Here is a 15,914-nt window from a genome sequence, read left to right on the forward strand (position 1 = left end):
TTTAAGGAACCAACATAGAGGGTATATTTTTCCAGTCAAAGGGAACAAATTCGCCTTGCCTTAGACTTGTGGGCCAAACTTTATGACTGGCCTGATGATGTTCACGGTTATAAAAAAGCTTTTGTCCTAGCCCAATATCAAATTCGCCCAAATTTTCGAGAGCATCAATTATATTCTCTCTATCGGGTTCACCCTCAATGCTGTGCAAAGCTTTGATCATTATTTCCATTGCAATATAGCCCTCTAGGCTACCAAATGAAACTTCACCATTCTGCGCATATTTACTTATATCATCGTGATAGGCCCGAACAATTGGTACAGATAAATCTTCGGGATAGGGGACAACCTGGGTCACGATCACTCCTTTGATTTCCTTGCCCAGCTCTTTAGCCAGCGGGGCACTGCCAACAAAGGACACATTTAGAAAAAGAGAGTTCAAACCTGCCATTCGGGCAACCTTTATAAACTTGGCGGACGGTGCATAGGCCCCGACCATGATTATTGCTTTAGGTGTAGGCTCCGCCAATAAAACATCCGCCAGTGCACTTTCAACGACCAGAGTATTTCGTTCATAGCGACTGTGGACAATTGCCGTTTCAGATTCCAAGCCATGTCGTTTTAATGCATTGATTCCACCTGTAAATCCAGCGTCCCCATAACTGTCCCTTTGTGTAAAAAATGCCACCTCTTCAGGTTTCAGCCCCCCTTCTTCTATCAAAGCATTTACCATAACCGATGTTTCTTCGGCATAGCTGGCTCGATAGTTTATGACGTATCGATCTGGGGGAGTTTTCCTTAAGACACCAGCACCAGTAAAGGGAGCAAAAAACAATGTTTTTTCTTCGTTTACAATCGGTATAGCCGATATAGCAGTGGGGGTTCCCACATTCCCAATTATTGCAAGTGCATCTTCGTAATTAATCAAATTCTTGATATTGGGTATTGTTCTATCGGGTTCATAGCCATCATCCCAAGCGATCAATCTAATTTTACGACCATCAATGCCCCCTAAAGAATTCTCTCTTTCCAGACGCATCTGGATACCAAGGCACATATTTTTCCCCAACTCAGCAGCCTGGCCAGACAGGGCCGTCGACATGCCAAAAACCAGGTCGGCATTCATTCTAACATCATTTGTTGTTGAATCAGCGTGTGAAAATACAGGCCTTATTATCAAAGCGATTGATAAGCAAACCCAGACGAGGAGTAGCTTAGCAGGTGTTTTGCGAATAAAAGCACTTAAAATCTTAAGTGACATTGATAATACCCTGTTTTAATTACACTAACTCCCCACATCCCTATCAATTTAGCTTCATACTAACCCATTGCTCTTTATAGGGTGTTAATAAGGAATCTAACTTATTCCGATCATAGGTTGCGTATTAATGAATTAGAAATCCCTAGATTGTAATATGTATAAAATATCTAAAGCATTCTATCACTTGGCTGTCGAAAGGCTGCCTTTAAAGGGATAATCGAGCCACAAGGACAATCGGGGAGCCTTAATGGAATCAAGTGGTAAGAGGTCAGGTCTAAAGAAAGTACGTCTTCATCATCTGTTATTTCTCGGGTTCACCCTAATCTCGACTGTACCTGTTTTCTTTCTTGCCGCTTGGGCACAGAAATCGGCCATTGAAAGTGAATATACAGCAATAGAAGATAAGCATCTATTATTAGCAAAAAACCTAACGGGTACACTAGATCGCTTTGCCAAGGATGCAGAACAAATTTTCCGTGTTGCAGCCCATTATCTTCAAACCAATAAACCAACAGAACAAATAGCCACTTTAATGAAGATCGTTCGCTTCAATCATCTTCACATAACGGACAAAACCGGACGAATTTTCAGTATTGAATCAGATTGGCAAGGGCAAGCACCCATAAAAAACAACACTCAAATTTCACACAAATTGCTATCGAAATTATCCCTCGACATTGAACAGGCAAAATTATTACCTGACCACGTTTTCTTTTCACCTGCGCTTCATAACTCCCACGGTAAACCAACAATATACCTCATTAAATTTACCCCTGATGGTTCTCTTGTTATTGGGGCACTTGAAACAGATTATATTGTTGATATGGGGCAAAAAATTTCTTTTGGTAAATTAGGGCACGCAACGATTGTTGATCATAAAGGTCATGTTCTATCCCACCCCAATTCTACATGGCGGAACGAAATAAAAGACATATCCCACATCAAACCTGTATCCCTAATGATGGCGGCGCAAACTGGGGTCACCACGTTTTATTCGCCAGCTATAGAGACTGACATGATCGCGGGGTTTACTTTTCTACCCAAAATTGGGTGGGGCGTTATGATCCCCCAACCTCTATCCGAGTTGGAAGAACGTGCCAGCGGTGTCAGAACGGCTGTCATCATTATTACCCTTCTCGGCATATTAACGGCTGCGCTGATTAGTTGGTGGCTAGCACGTTATCTTTCCATGCCCATGCAGGCCGTGGTCTATGCCGCCGGCGATGTTGCAAAGGGTAAACTAAACGCAAGAATACCAACCTTTCGGTCCTTCATCCTCAAAGAAGCCAATGATCTTGTCCTTTCTTTCAACTCTATGGTCAACGAGCTGGAAAAAGTTGAACGCCGCCTTCGGACAAGTGAAGAGAGGTTCAAAGAATTTGCATCAACAGCATCCGATTGGCTTTGGGAGACAGATGAAAAGGGACGCATTGTTTGGGAATCAGCCAGCAAGAAACAAGGTTACAGAGGTAGAAAATTCATCGAAATCCAGGGCATGACCCGCCAAGAGCTGGCAGAGGATGTTATGAAGAAAAAGGATTGGACAACTTACCAAAAAGCCTTGGACAAACATGAAGAAATCAAAGATTTCCACTATAAATACCTTGGTGAAAACGGACAAATATACCACGCTCTGATTAATGGAATTCCCCTCTATGATGACGAAGGCAACTACAAAGGACACAGAGGTTCAGCATCAGACATCACAAAACGCACCAAAGCAGAACACGAGCTAAAAAAAGCCCGTGATGAAGCCGAAACAGCCAACAAATCCAAGTCCGATTTCTTAGCAAATATGAGCCACGATCTACGAACACCTTTGACTGCTATTATCGGTTTCAGCGATATTATGCGGCACAAAACCTTTGGTAAATTAGGTCACCCCAAATACGATGAATATGTCCGAGATATTCATAATAGCGGAACCCTCTTAATCGGCCTCATCAATGATATACTCGACCTCTCAAAAATAGAGGCGGGCAAATACGAACTGACCAACGAACCTCTGCAAATAGATGAACTAATTGGTTTATCATTTCGGCAGCTGGAACTAATGGCCGAAAGTTCCCATCAGTCTCTCAAGATGGAAATCTCATCAACCCTCCCCCATTTAAAAGGAGATAAGCGTGCCATTATTCAGATTTTAAACAACCTGATATCCAACGCGATCAAATATTCGCCTAAAAAGGGAACTATTGCAGTCAACGCCACGACTAACGAAAACAACGGGATTGAAATATCAGTCGAAGATTCCGGAATCGGAATGTCTGAACAAGATTTAGAGTGTGCTATGAACGCTTTTGAACAAACCGACCGCTTGCACCCCAGAAAACATGAAGGAACTGGGCTGGGTCTTTTCCTCTGCCACAACTTTATGAAACTTTTAGGTGGGAAGTTAAAAATTGAAAGCAAAGTTAATGTTGGAACCAAAGTAACCCTAATTTTCCCGGCGTCCCGAACAATTATAACACAACAAGAAAAAAGTCTCTGACATAACAATTTTACACATAAAAAATGCACCAACTCTGACAATATAGAACAAAAAACACAGGAAGCCCCAGCATGAAAGAGCAAATCAACATCTTGCTCCTAGAAGACGAACAAGAAGAAAACAAGCTGGTGAAAAGCTATCTTGAGCAGGCTTTTCATAACAATTACCGTTACGACAAAGTCACCAGCTTAATCACGGGAACCGAAAAAATCAGGCTGCAAAATTATGACCTTGTACTGCTGGATTACAAATCAACAGGCCCAGATGGGATCGACTTTGTTCACTACATTATAAATGATCTTAAGATTATGATTCCCGTAATCTTCCTATCTGAAGAAAATAACCGTGAAGCTGATCTGAAAGCCATGGAGGCAGGCGCCCAGGATTTTCTGTTGAAAGAAGAATTAACACCTTATTCTTTTGAAATGGCAGTACGCTATTCGCTAAAGCACAAAAAAGCAGAAGAACACATACAATACCTCGCCTATCACGATGCTCTTACAGGCTTGCCTAACAAAAATTTACTACTTGATCGTCTTGAACGTACCTTGATCAGATTTTCGCGCACTCAACGTCACAGCGTTTTGCTATTTCTAGATCTGGATAGTTTTAAAATAATCAATGACTCTCTTGGGCATACTGTTGGCGATGACCTGTTAATCGAAGTATCCAAAAGACTTAGCTCCGTATTAAACGAAACAGATTCAGTCGCCAGGCCTGGGGGGGATGAGTTCATCATTCTTCTTCCCGAGATTTCTAAAGAAAAAGAAGAAGCAGCATTAAAAGCGCAACAGATTGCAGATAACATCATAAACGCTTTGCGACTTCCTATTGAACTGGGGGATCATCAATTACACATCGGTATATCAATTGGTGCAACGCTGTTTTCCGGGAAAGATTCAACCTGTGCCGACACGGTTTTAAAACATGCTGACACAGCAATGTACGAAGCAAAATCATCTGGACGCAATACTATCAGTTTTTTCCAAGAAGAAATGGAAAAGTCAGTAAAATATAAGCTGGCACTAGAAAATGATCTGCGAAAAGCTATCCCGAAAAATGAATTTGAACTCTATTACCAGCCACAGGTTTGCGTTAATTCGGGCGCTGTTATTGGCGCAGAAGCTCTTGTTCGATGGATGCACCCTGAAAAAGGGCTGATCTCCCCACTTGATTTTATTCCATCCGCAGAACAGAGCGGGCTTATCCATCCTCTTGGGGCTTTGATTTTCAAAATGGCCTGTGAACAAATTCATAGCTTTACTGACATTCCTCGAATTTCGGTTAACATCAGCGCCAAGCAATTTCATGCTCCAAACTTTGTTGAAACGATTAAACAAATCACCAAAGAAACTAAGGTCAGCCCGAAACAACTAGAATTAGAGTTAACCGAAAGCACTATGTTGGCTGATATCGAAGAAACCGCCGTAAAAATGCGTGAATTGAAAAACATGGGGTTTTCTTTTGCACTGGATGATTTTGGAACGGGCTATTCATCCCTAACTTATCTAAAACGCTTACCATTTGACGTTCTAAAGATTGATCGTTCTTTCATAGCAAACATCATGGACGACCCAGAGCACGCGGGCATAGCAACAGCCGTAATTTATCTTGGCAAAGCATTGAACTTGCACATTGTTGGCGAAGGCGTTGAAACAAAAGATCATCTAGAGTTCCTAAAGCGTCAAGGGGCCCATTCTGCTCAAGGTTATTATATAAGCCGCCCTGTTCCCGCGGATGAATTTATCGCCTGGGTGAACCAACGACAGACTGCATAGTTTTACAGACTTTCTTGTGCGCAGGAAATTGCAACGTCCGTATGATGATGTAATGATCACGCTCTTTCAAAATACCTTTTCCTCCCCAATTATTACTCAGAGCATAAAATGATAATTCCCAACCTTATGGTCACAGACATAGAAGCATCCCTTAATTTTTATAGAGAGATTTTAGGGATGGAACTTGTCGTTCTCGTCTCCCCGCAAAGGGATGTTTCCTTCGAAGGCAATGGTACAGATGCGGCCTTTGCAACATTAGAGTGGAAATCCCAAAATCCTGATGGAAAACCCAAAAACCAGTCTGGTGGTCAAATTATGTTACAAACGGCCCAGAGCCTGTCAGATGAACTCCCCTCCTTTAGCGCAAAGAGTTCGCCAACCCCATCTGGGACGATTTATTTCCGCGGGTTAGATCCTGAAACAATTCTTAAAAAATCCTCACGGGACATTGTTGTCAAAGGCCCTTTGCAACAATGGTATGGAATGTATGAACTCTACTTGAAAGACCCAGATGGGTATATAATCTGTGTCGGTGTACCCGCCGGGGAAACCCCTCAATAATACCTATTATAAAAATACCTATTATAAAAATACCTATTATAAAAATAAAGGAGCTTGAAAAATGATCGCAATGGACAAACCTGTGCTCTTTATACTCAAGATGCCTTTTGAAGATCGAGAAATCCCTTCACCAAATAATAACGGCTGGTTTTGTACTCACTGTGCAATGATCGAAGGCGCACTTGCAATCAATCCGCATTGGGGCAACCATGTCGAAATCAAACGCATTTCTCATGCGAAACCAAGAAAAGAAATTATTCAATACTTAGGCAAAGAAAATCAATGGCTACCAGTGCTCATTCTAAATGAACGTGAAAGTATAACTGATCCGATAGAAATCACAGCATATCTGGCAAAAAACTTTGGCGGGGCGCCCCCTCACCCTTAGCCCATAAAGATAACCAGGATTGACGCCCCTTTTCGCACATGGCATAAATTCCTTGGCTTTTCTTAAGCCTCCATGTTCGCGGAAAGGGCTGCGCCCAAAAATAAGTTTATGATTTATATAAACGATTTCCTAACCTGAATGGCGGACGCAGGTTTTTAGACAGAGGATAATCGTATGAATACTCATCCTGAATCTGACTTGGCGTCGCGACAACTTCCCCGAACAATGTTCCATGGCTCTCTAAATTACGGGCAGCAAAAAAAGCGAGCAAAAGAGCTTTTAAAAGCTGTCAAAAAACATGACCAAAAGGCATTAGAAAAGATAGAACGCTATCACCCCCGAGCATCTAAGATAACAGCAGATATAAACAACACTATCCTTACTGATTGCCAACTTTGTATTGCACGTGAAAATGGTTTCGTATCATGGCAAAAACTCAAAGCCCATTGTGATCAGCTTCGAATTAAACAAGCCCGGATACGTTCAGGACATATTCCAAACCTGGATGACGCAAACACCCTACATATTCGCTGTGGTTCAGACATCAAGCACAGTTTAAATATTACTGGATTTACTGGTGAGTTTCACGAATTCAGCGACCCCTTTTGTCAAGGCCCCATCCCTAAGGGAAATACAGCGACACTCCGAAAGAAACGATCAGAGTTTATCTCTTCCTCTTACGGCATTCCGTTGAATGAGGTCGCGGCAAACCAGGCTATTGCTTACGACAAGCTCGATCAACTTTGGGATTATGATCGTGTTGTTTTATGGTTCGAACACGATAGTTATGATCAACTCATTCTTGCCTTTTTACTCGATCATCTATCGTCACTTACCTCGCGCCCAAGATTAGAACTAATCTGCATAGACAGCGTTCCAGGCGTTCCCGATTTCGTCGGTCTTGGCCAACTCGCCCCTGAATTATTGATATGGCTGTGGGAAAATCAACGTACGCCCATAACCGACAATCAACTTTTATTGGGTGAAAGAATTTGGAATGCACTAAAACAGAAAACACCAGATAAGTTGGCAACAATCATTACAGAAGGTACCCCCGCCCTTCCTTTAATGAAAAATGCCCTAAAGCGGCATCTAAAAGAATTACCATCGCCCCATAATGGGCTTGGTCTCACACACGAACTGACACTGCGTATTCTTGCAGACAAAGGTCCGATAAAAGGCAAAGATCTATTTTCAATATTAATGAAAGAATATGAGCCTCTCCCCTATCTGGGCGATCTTATGTACTGGTACGAATTAGGCCAGATCATGAAATGCAAAATCCCCCTAATTCAGTACGAGACAACACAAGCCCCTCAGCCTTGGCCTGAACGATTAATTAGTATTACTAACACCGGTAAAGAGCTATTATCGGGCGCTCTGGATTATCAGGATCTAACACCCTCAGCTCGCTGGGTCGGGGGAATAAAGGTTACCTAGAATTAATCACTCATACCCCAGAAAACGTTATCTCAGAACCCGAACTGTTACTTGGCAGCTTGTTGTTTTGGAATGAATTTCTATCTCTCGGTTGTCTTGATCACACCACTCGTTGAGGGCTTTCCACTCCCCCTCTCGCCAGTTTTCATATTCATTTTCTGGCGTATTAACCAGCTCGTCAAAAACGAGTACGGTACCCTCAACAATCCGATCATTTAATAGAGATAATATTGTTTTCGTTGACGAATATAAATCACAATCAACATGTATAAATGATACCGGACCCGAATAACGTTCTAACCATTCAGGAATTGTATTTTCAAATAAGCCGACTTCAAGTTTTACAGTATTGAGAACTTCTGGAATTCTATCTAACGCAAACCATTTTTCCGGGGTAACAATGGCCTTATCCTGCGAAAGATACCAAGGCTCTGGTAACCCATCAAACGAATCAAACCCCCAAAATTTTTCCGTTGGATATGCATGCGACAAACAATTAAGTGTCCGCCCCTTGTATACTCCAAACTCTAACGAATACCCAAAAAAAGTTGATAATTCAGCAGCATCAAGAAGGTGTAAAATTCTATCTTCATAAACCTGAGCTTTTGATAAATTTTCTAAAAACAAATTTTCATTCATCTTAAATAACTTTCAAAAAATTAAGTCGCGATTTCGCTTTATTTCCAGCATATAAACCAAATAATCGATTCAAAAAAACACGAATCATTAATCGCTTTCCTAAATTTGCTACCATTTTTCAATTAATTATATCTCCCCAGACATTCTACTTCATTGGCTAATTGTCAATCAACAATCAAGACAGACAAAAGTTGCATATTATTATTTATAAACTTACAGACGATTTGATCATTATAAGAAAAGCAGAAACCTCTGGTTTATTAGCCCCTTGTTAACAGATGTTATTGTAAAAAGGGAATAACTGTGACGCAGATTGTATATTGAAAACATAAAAAATCACACACAGACAGCCTGGTTAACTTATAAACAATAAAGACTTTAAGAGGTCTCAGCTTTGCCGTTTTCCGCTCGCATTACCAAAGTAAGTCATAAATTCATTAAACTGGTTATAGCTTTATATGTTGCACTGGCTTCCATTCTTGGCCTTAGCGTAATATCACAAGTAAAAGCAGAAGAGCCCAAAAGAGTGGTGATTATTGAAACCATGGCTCTTCCCGTTCTGCAAGATGCAACAAAGTGGTTTCGCAAAGGTATGAGCGATCTTGGTTATCTCGAAGGTAAAAACATCGAATATGTCATTCTAAATGCAGAAGGCAGTCCGGAAACATCATCCGCTATTCTGACAAATGAGCTAAACAATCAAAAGCCCGACATGGTTGTATCTGTCGCAACCCTTGCAACGAGAGAATCTTATAAAATTTTAAAGAACCAAGACACTCCATTGGTCTTTATTTTAGTATCTTATCCTGAAAAAGAAGGGTTTGTCGGTGCCATTGGAGAGGCAAGTGGCACAAATATTACAGGTAAAACACACATTATCCCCCCCCAGGCAAAAGTAGAGGTCGTGAGACAAGCGCTCAAATCCCTAACGAAAAAATCTCCAATGAGGATAGGAATTCTTAACTCTACCTACCCTTCTGCCCTGAGTGAAGCTGCCCAGATCATGGAGATAAACAAGGATATTGAGGAACTAAGCTTTGTTGACTTGAATTTTGAATACCTTCCCGGTCAGGAAAACCGCAATGCCTTACGCAACAATGCATTGGAAATCATCGAAAAAAATCGCTCTAATTTTGATGTACTTTGGATGGCCACGGGCCCCATGGGCAATGATGACAAGATTTTAAAAATTCTCAAGGAAAAGAAAATACCTGTTATTTTTGCCAATAATATTGAGGCGGTTAAATCTGGCGTCATGCTTTCGATGATATCAAGCTCGGAAGTAAATGGCATAGCAACTGCTGAAATCGCTGACCAAATTTTCAAAGGTAAAAACGCAGGGGAAATCCCTGTGACACGTCCAAATAGCTACCTCGTTAGTATTAATATTACAACAGCGACAGAACTGGGAACCGTTATTCCCTCTGCTCTTCTAAAGCTCGCTGGCAAAAACATTTATCGATAGAATCCTGACATGAGATTATACCAAAAGTACTTTTTGACTATGCTGCCAATCATTTTGATTTGTATTGGCTCTCTTGGATATTGGTCTTATACACATTCCAGAAATGCACTTTATAAAAGCGAAGAAGAAAATATGAACCTGCTTCTTAACGAAGCTGTGCACCATATTATATCTTCACGGTATGATCTTTTGGAACAGGCTGGTCTGACAGACATGCCAGCATTTGTTGAATCTTATCAGGAAGAAGTATTCAATGAATTAGGTAGTTTAGCGACTATTACCAATCGACGCTACTCTATCATCGGCCAAGATGGCACTCCTATTTACTGCAGCGATAGCAAAGACCCAAGCGTTCTCTATCAATGGCGTGAACTTGCTCAGTCGCAAAAAGGGCAAAGCTTTGGAATTTTTCAGGCCAGCGACGGCATCAGCACACTATATGCATCTGCAGCATTCGATAAACCAGACTGGAATTGGGTTATTTTTGTGTCTCGTCCCGAGGCAGAAGTCACTCAACAGGTTTCGATTATTCAGCTTGTGACAATCGGTGTATCCCTTCTTTCTATTCTTTTGATGGGCGGATTACTTACACTCGTAACCCGTCGTCTTTTAATACAACCTATTAACCATCTGCAAAAAGCAGCAGCACACATTTCAAAACAAGAACCCATAGACTGTATTGACGTCACTTCAAATGATGAACTGGGTGATTTAGCCCGTGATATGGAAGGTATGTCTGAAGCAATCAAAAACAAGATCGAAGAAGTACAAGTTGCAAACAGAGCCAAATCCATGTTCCTGGCCCATATGAGCCATGAACTACGGTCGCCTCTTAACTCAATACTGGGCTATGCAGATCTGGCACTTGGTGACAAAGACATTCAGGCTCTTCCGCAAGAAACACAAAATTATATTAAAACTATTTCCAGCTCGGGTAATCATCTGATGGATCTCATCGGCGATATTCTGGACTTCTCTAAAATCGAAGCTGGTGAACTGGTATTAGAAAAAAGTGCCCTGAGTTTGGCAGAACTTGTTGAAGAGACCAGCAGTATGATGGTTCTCGCAGCAAGGGAAAAAAACAATACTCTTGATGTTACCTTCCCCGATAACATTCATCGATGGGTACTTGGCGATAGCGTCAGACTACGCCAGATCCTGATGAACTTTCTCTCTAATGCGGTGAAGTTTACCACTGACGGTACAATTACTCTTCGTGTCTCTCTAAAATCCGAAGATGAGTTTACTCAAAAATTACGTTTTGAAGTTTCGGACCAAGGGATTGGTATCCCGAAATCGAAACAGTCAGCTCTTTTCAGTGCCTTTTCTCAGGCTGATGTATCAACAACACGAAATTATGGTGGAACTGGCTTAGGTCTAGCAATTAACAAACAGCTTGTCCTGGCCATGGATGGTCAGATCGGCGTTGATAGCGAAGAAGAAAAAGGCAGTACCTTCTGGTTTGAAGTTACGCTCGACAAAACCAAAGCCCTCTTCCGTTCTCAGGAAGAGGTTCCTGAGCATGATCTAACAAACCTTCACCTTCTACTCGTAGAAGATATTAAGGTGAACCAAATCATGGCAAAAGCCTTACTCGAAAAAAGTGGTCAGTCTGTGGACACTGCAGATAATGGTTTTGAAGCCGTCGAAAAAGTAACCAAGAATGATTATGATATTATCCTGATGGATATTCACATGCCAGATATGGATGGCGTAGAAGCGACAAAGCAAATACGTGCTCTTGCTGATACCGCCAAATCAACTGTACCGATTATTGCTTTAACAGCCGATATCGAAACCAGTAATTTAAAAGAATATATTGCATGTGGTATGAACGCGACTTGCTCAAAGCCTTTAAACATGGATGACCTTCTTAAAACCCTTAAACGTCTTATCCATGAAAAATCGGCAAACGCAGCCTAATAAAAAACACAAGGTTCAGCATTACCAGATATTCTATGTACATGAACGCGCATCAATATTTACGAACAAAATACGCAGACAAAAATGTGCTCTCTGATCAGACTAAACTTTTCTGGTAACAGAGAGCACCCATTAACCTGTCTTATATAACCAGTAACCTGCCCATATAAAACGCCGTGTATTTGAAACCTGTTCGGCCTAATTATTTATCATACAATTTAGGATAGCGCTTTTCTCATAGAAGCAAAATGTTCGTCCCACCCGGCATCGAAAGACAGAATGAGGTCCATTGCTGCTTCTCCCGCAGCGGCCTCAACACCTTCGTGTGTTAGCGTTAGTCTTGTGCCACAAAGAACCTCTTCCAGCACCCAAGTGACCGTCGTTAACGATCCATTCAATGGATTTACAGTAAAAGACCAAACCATTTTTTCCGGACACTGCATTTCCAGTACACGCCCCCAGCAAACCTTTGCCTTTTCACCATTGTCACGGGTTAAGATCAGTTCATAGTCTTCACCCTCGGCCAGATCCTCTTTCGGGGGATGGAACCAAAGACCGATCTTGTCTCGCTCTGTCAGGAAAGACCACACAGTTTCCCGGGTTGCATTAAAGAAAACCGTTTTCGTGATAGTGGATGTTGTCATGATCTATATCTTTCCCTTAATTGCTTGTCGCTTAGCGTTTTCAGAATTTTCCACAGCATTTTTCAAAGCTCCCAAATGCTGATCCCAGAATTGATCGAAATATCCAATCCAATCGGAAACGGCTGACAACCCCTGTGCTTCTAGGCGGTTGATACGTTCCCGGCCTTGAACATGCACTGAAATCAGCTGCCCCTCTTCCAGTATGTTCAAGTGCTTTTTCACGGCTGCGCGGGTGATATCAAACTTCTCAGTCACCTCACCAATCGTCATTTGCTGCCGACTGAGATGTAGCAAAATTTCACGCCGCGTCGGATCTGCAAGTGCCCTGAATGTTTCTTGTATATGCATCGTCAAACCTCAACATAATACTATTTGGTATCATTTAATAGTAATACCTTTTAGTATCATGTCAAGTTCAATAAGAGGTACTGGAAACAAAGGAAATCAAATAAGAATAGTTATTTTCACTCTTCGATTGCACCAAACAAACGAAATATGCAGTATCCCAAACAGTATTTCATATCCACAACAAGGTCGTATTATGCAGGATCGCTTAACAGTTGATAGCCCATTACAGAATGATATGATTTATGGCAATTTACGCTTTATCATTCCCCATAAATCGCTTGGGATCAGGAAATACATCCATTTCCCCTTTGTAATTTTATGGCTTATTATCTGGATTTTCATAGAAATTATCGCCATTGCAGCCCTTCCTAACCTAAAAGCAGGAATAGTTTTTTTTATCCTAGCTTGGGTAGTTGTCTGGACCTTGGCTTGCATTACGATGATCGCTCACTTTTATAAAATGCTACAGAAACAAATTCCTGAGAAAATAACTCTAAACAAACCCTATCTAAATTTTGATAGTGGAAGAGCACCGCATCCATCACCGTTTGACCGTATTTCAAAAAATTATGATAAAATTTTCAAAAGCCTTCTTATAAAAAGAAAACACTATCAATTTACGCCAAAGGAAATAGAAACACTCGCTTTGCGCGATACTGCCGACAACAACAGACTAACTATTGACCATGATGGAAACAGAATTGACCTTGCAACAGGTGCAACTGAAATCCAAAAAGAATGGCTTTATAATTTCCTGAAAGAAAACTATTCCTAAGCTTTATATTCAAACTTTCAATGTAACAACTAGAAGCAAAAAAATGAGCGCTAACAATTTGATAAAATATGATTTATCTATAGATAGTCCTCTACAAAATAATATGGCAGACGGCCCATTAAAATTCATCATTCCCTATCAAGAATTCGGGATAAAAAAATACCTTCATGCGGCATTTTCAAGTGCACTTATTGTTGGTGCCACTATTTTAGCATTAATAACATTACTCGAATTTTTAAGTACAAACGCTAGCCCCATATTCCTAATATTTTTTTGCTTAATTTTAATAGGTAAATTGTACCTGATACTGCTCTTTCTAAGGGTAATGTCTCCTTCTACCCCAGAAGAATTAATACTCGGGCCCTCTTATCTAATTTTTGATACAGGCTTGCCACCTTTTGATTTAGACGAACTTAGTCGAATAAAACAGACCCAAATGCTTTTCCAAAAAAGACAAAAACACACCTTTTCACTTGATGATATAACAACTTTAACGCTCCGTAATACTGAGAATGGTAACAGACTAACTATTGATCAAAATGGAAACCGAATTAATCTAGCCACTGCTGCTAATGAACAAGAAAAAAAATGGCTCTACAACTATCTAAAAGATACCTATCCAATTAACAATTAACCGCCAAAATGGATCATAGAAATCATACTTCTAACTCTTGCTAATATTCGTAAGAAACATGCCAGTTGATCTATATACGGGCTGTTATGATGCTGTTCTGATTTGGGCTAGAAAGTTCTCAACTTCTTGTTTTAATCGGTCTGAATTTGTTCCCAATTCATCCGCGGCAGATAAAACCTGATTTGAAACTTTACCAACTTCACCAGAAGCTTCTGTAACACCGCCAATATTTGCAGAGACTTCCTGCGTTCCCGCCGCTGCCTGATCAACATTTCGTGCAATTTCCTGTGTCGCAGCGGTCTGTTCTTCAACAGCAGCAGCAACAGAGGCTGCGATTTGGTCAATTTGCTGAATGGTTTCACTTATATTATCAATGGAATCAGCCGCAAGCCGGGTAGAAGATTGAATGCCTTCCACCTGCCCACGAATTTCTTCGGTTGCTTTGCCGGTTTGGTTAGCCAGATTTTTGACTTCACTGGCGACAACCGCGAACCCCTTTCCTGCATCGCCAGCTCTTGCAGCTTCGATCGTTGCGTTCAATGCCAACAGATTAGTTTGTTCGGCAATATCTGTAATTAAACTAATCACGGCACCAATTTTTTCCGCGGCATTAATAAGTTCACTAATATTATTCTTGGAATGTGTCGCCTACTCGACCGCCTCTCGGGCAACGGTTGCCGATTGTGAAACCTGTTGACTGATCTCGTTACTGGACGATGTTAGTTCTTCCGTTGCCACAGCAACAGTCTGAACATTAGAAGACGCCTCACTCGAAGCCTTGGCAACGGTAGAAGCCTGCGCCCTTGTTTGCTCTGAGATTGCGGACATTGATTGTGCCGTATGTTTAAGATCTGCAGCCGCATTGGAAACAAAATCAACAACAGACCCAACACTGTTCTCAAAATCTTCCGCCATTTTTGACATAAGCTTGTGTTTTTCTTCTTCGTTTCTTTTTGCGGCTCCCTTTTGTACATTCTCAAGTTTGGTATTTTGAATGATACCGAGCCTGAAAACTTCAACCGCACGTGCGATTGCACCTACTTCGTCCTTACCTTCTTGGGCGGGAACTTCAACATCAGTATTACCCTGGGTTAACTGACCAACGACGGCTGTTATTCTGTTAATTGGTGATGAAATTTGACGCGCAATTAAGAAAACAACAAAAACGGCACCAGCAAGAATAACCAATACGATAAGGGCAATCTCTTTCATTGACTGCGTAATATCGCCAAAGACTTCGTTATGTTTTCATTACCAATAAGCTCAGCATCTCGATGGAGCTTGATTGTCCCATCAGCCGTTGTCAGATAAACAAATCCAGATTTTCCGACTTTGATGTTTGCAATATCTTTAGCCAGTTCTTCTGCCCCAACGCCAAGGCCCACCGATGCCAGCTTGCCGTTCACATCAACCCGGACATTCGTGAACATTTTCCATTGATTGCCAGTGGTTTCATTCTTATCCAAAACCATTTCATAGGGTTGATTACTGTCGATAAATGCATCAAACCAAAACTTAATCGCCCCACTCGCACCTTCGTTATAACCATTCTGGTCATAGTATTTTCGAG

General features: G+C 41.2%; 16 protein-coding genes. 9 read left to right on the forward strand and 7 right to left on the reverse strand.

Annotation, left to right across the window (positions count from 1 at the left end; all coding sequences use genetic code 11):
* Position 1 precedes the first annotated feature (1 nt).
* The gene (locus tag ACN0QW_RS12155) at positions 2–1,258 is read right to left on the reverse strand and encodes an ABC transporter substrate-binding protein (protein WP_417431851.1); all 1,257 of its coding nucleotides are present in this window, start codon (positions 1,256–1,258) and stop codon (positions 2–4) included.
* A gap of 247 nt (positions 1,259–1,505) precedes the next feature.
* On the opposite strand from ACN0QW_RS12155, the gene ACN0QW_RS12160 reads away from it, so the two are divergent.
* The 5 genes from ACN0QW_RS12160 to ACN0QW_RS12180 all read left to right on the forward strand — a co-directional run bounded on the left by ACN0QW_RS12160 (position 1,506) and on the right by ACN0QW_RS12180 (position 7,916).
* Positions 1,506–3,749 (forward strand): ATP-binding protein, encoded by a 2,244-nt coding sequence (locus tag ACN0QW_RS12160; RefSeq protein WP_417431853.1) that lies wholly within the window; start codon positions 1,506–1,508, stop codon positions 3,747–3,749.
* Between the two features lie 71 nt (positions 3,750–3,820).
* Positions 3,821–5,527 carry an EAL domain-containing protein gene (locus ACN0QW_RS12165; RefSeq protein WP_417431855.1) on the forward strand — a complete coding sequence of 569 codons (1,707 nt, stop codon included), beginning with the start codon at positions 3,821–3,823 and terminating at the stop codon, positions 5,525–5,527.
* A 108-nt stretch (positions 5,528–5,635) separates the two neighbouring features.
* Entirely contained in the window at positions 5,636–6,088 is a 453-nt protein-coding gene (locus ACN0QW_RS12170) for a VOC family protein (protein WP_417431857.1), read from the forward strand.
* A gap of 61 nt (positions 6,089–6,149) precedes the next feature.
* Positions 6,150–6,476: a DUF3088 family protein gene (locus ACN0QW_RS12175; protein ID WP_417431859.1), complete on the forward strand. Its 327-nt coding sequence runs from the start codon at positions 6,150–6,152 to the stop codon at positions 6,474–6,476.
* 174 nt (positions 6,477–6,650) lie between these two features.
* Entirely contained in the window at positions 6,651–7,916 is a 1,266-nt protein-coding gene (locus tag ACN0QW_RS12180; protein ID WP_417431861.1) for a DUF1835 domain-containing protein, read from the forward strand.
* 27 nt (positions 7,917–7,943) lie between these two features.
* Here ACN0QW_RS12180 and ACN0QW_RS12185 read toward each other — a convergent pair whose 3' ends face one another.
* Entirely contained in the window at positions 7,944–8,555 is a 612-nt protein-coding gene (locus ACN0QW_RS12185; protein WP_417431863.1) for a TylF/MycF/NovP-related O-methyltransferase, read from the reverse strand.
* Between the two features lie 394 nt (positions 8,556–8,949).
* Here ACN0QW_RS12185 and ACN0QW_RS12190 point away from each other — a divergent pair, with 394 nt between their 5' ends.
* Positions 8,950–10,020, forward strand: a complete 1,071-nt coding sequence (locus ACN0QW_RS12190; RefSeq protein ID WP_417431865.1) for an ABC transporter substrate binding protein — start codon at positions 8,950–8,952, stop codon at positions 10,018–10,020.
* Between the two features lie 39 nt (positions 10,021–10,059).
* Positions 10,060–11,943, forward strand: a complete 1,884-nt coding sequence (locus ACN0QW_RS12195; protein WP_417431867.1) for an ATP-binding protein — start codon at positions 10,060–10,062, stop codon at positions 11,941–11,943.
* Between the two features lie 218 nt (positions 11,944–12,161).
* Here the strand turns inward: ACN0QW_RS12195 and ACN0QW_RS12200 are convergent, their stop codons facing one another.
* Both ACN0QW_RS12200 and ACN0QW_RS12205 read right to left on the reverse strand, forming a co-directional pair.
* The gene (locus ACN0QW_RS12200; RefSeq protein ID WP_299376607.1) at positions 12,162–12,587 is read right to left on the reverse strand and encodes an SRPBCC family protein; all 426 of its coding nucleotides are present in this window, start codon (positions 12,585–12,587) and stop codon (positions 12,162–12,164) included.
* A gap of 3 nt (positions 12,588–12,590) precedes the next feature.
* A complete protein-coding gene (locus ACN0QW_RS12205; RefSeq protein WP_417431870.1) occupies positions 12,591–12,935 on the reverse strand; it encodes an ArsR/SmtB family transcription factor in 345 nt (114 codons plus the stop codon).
* 193 nt (positions 12,936–13,128) lie between these two features.
* On the opposite strand from ACN0QW_RS12205, the gene ACN0QW_RS12210 reads away from it, so the two are divergent.
* Both ACN0QW_RS12210 and ACN0QW_RS12215 read left to right on the forward strand, forming a co-directional pair.
* Positions 13,129–13,710 carry a hypothetical protein gene (locus ACN0QW_RS12210; RefSeq protein ID WP_417431872.1) on the forward strand — a complete coding sequence of 194 codons (582 nt, stop codon included), beginning with the start codon at positions 13,129–13,131 and terminating at the stop codon, positions 13,708–13,710.
* A gap of 43 nt (positions 13,711–13,753) precedes the next feature.
* Entirely contained in the window at positions 13,754–14,344 is a 591-nt protein-coding gene (locus ACN0QW_RS12215; RefSeq protein WP_417431874.1) for a hypothetical protein, read from the forward strand.
* An 84-nt stretch (positions 14,345–14,428) separates the two neighbouring features.
* Here ACN0QW_RS12215 and ACN0QW_RS12220 read toward each other — a convergent pair whose 3' ends face one another.
* The 3 genes from ACN0QW_RS12220 to ACN0QW_RS12230 are packed head-to-tail and all read right to left on the reverse strand — an operon-like array spanning position 14,429 to position 15,810.
* The gene (locus ACN0QW_RS12220) at positions 14,429–14,971 is read right to left on the reverse strand and encodes a methyl-accepting chemotaxis protein (protein WP_417432082.1); all 543 of its coding nucleotides are present in this window, start codon (positions 14,969–14,971) and stop codon (positions 14,429–14,431) included.
* Between the two features lie 21 nt (positions 14,972–14,992).
* The gene (locus ACN0QW_RS12225; protein ID WP_417431876.1) at positions 14,993–15,556 is read right to left on the reverse strand and encodes a HAMP domain-containing protein; all 564 of its coding nucleotides are present in this window, start codon (positions 15,554–15,556) and stop codon (positions 14,993–14,995) included.
* A complete protein-coding gene (locus ACN0QW_RS12230) occupies positions 15,553–15,810 on the reverse strand; it encodes a hypothetical protein (protein WP_417431878.1) in 258 nt (85 codons plus the stop codon). The genes ACN0QW_RS12225 and ACN0QW_RS12230 overlap by 4 nt, the downstream gene beginning before the upstream one ends.
* Positions 15,811–15,914 lie beyond the last annotated feature (104 nt).

The organism is Kiloniella sp. (genome assembly GCF_048259265.1).
In the GTDB taxonomy this organism is placed as follows: domain Bacteria; phylum Pseudomonadota; class Alphaproteobacteria; order Kiloniellales; family Kiloniellaceae; genus Kiloniella.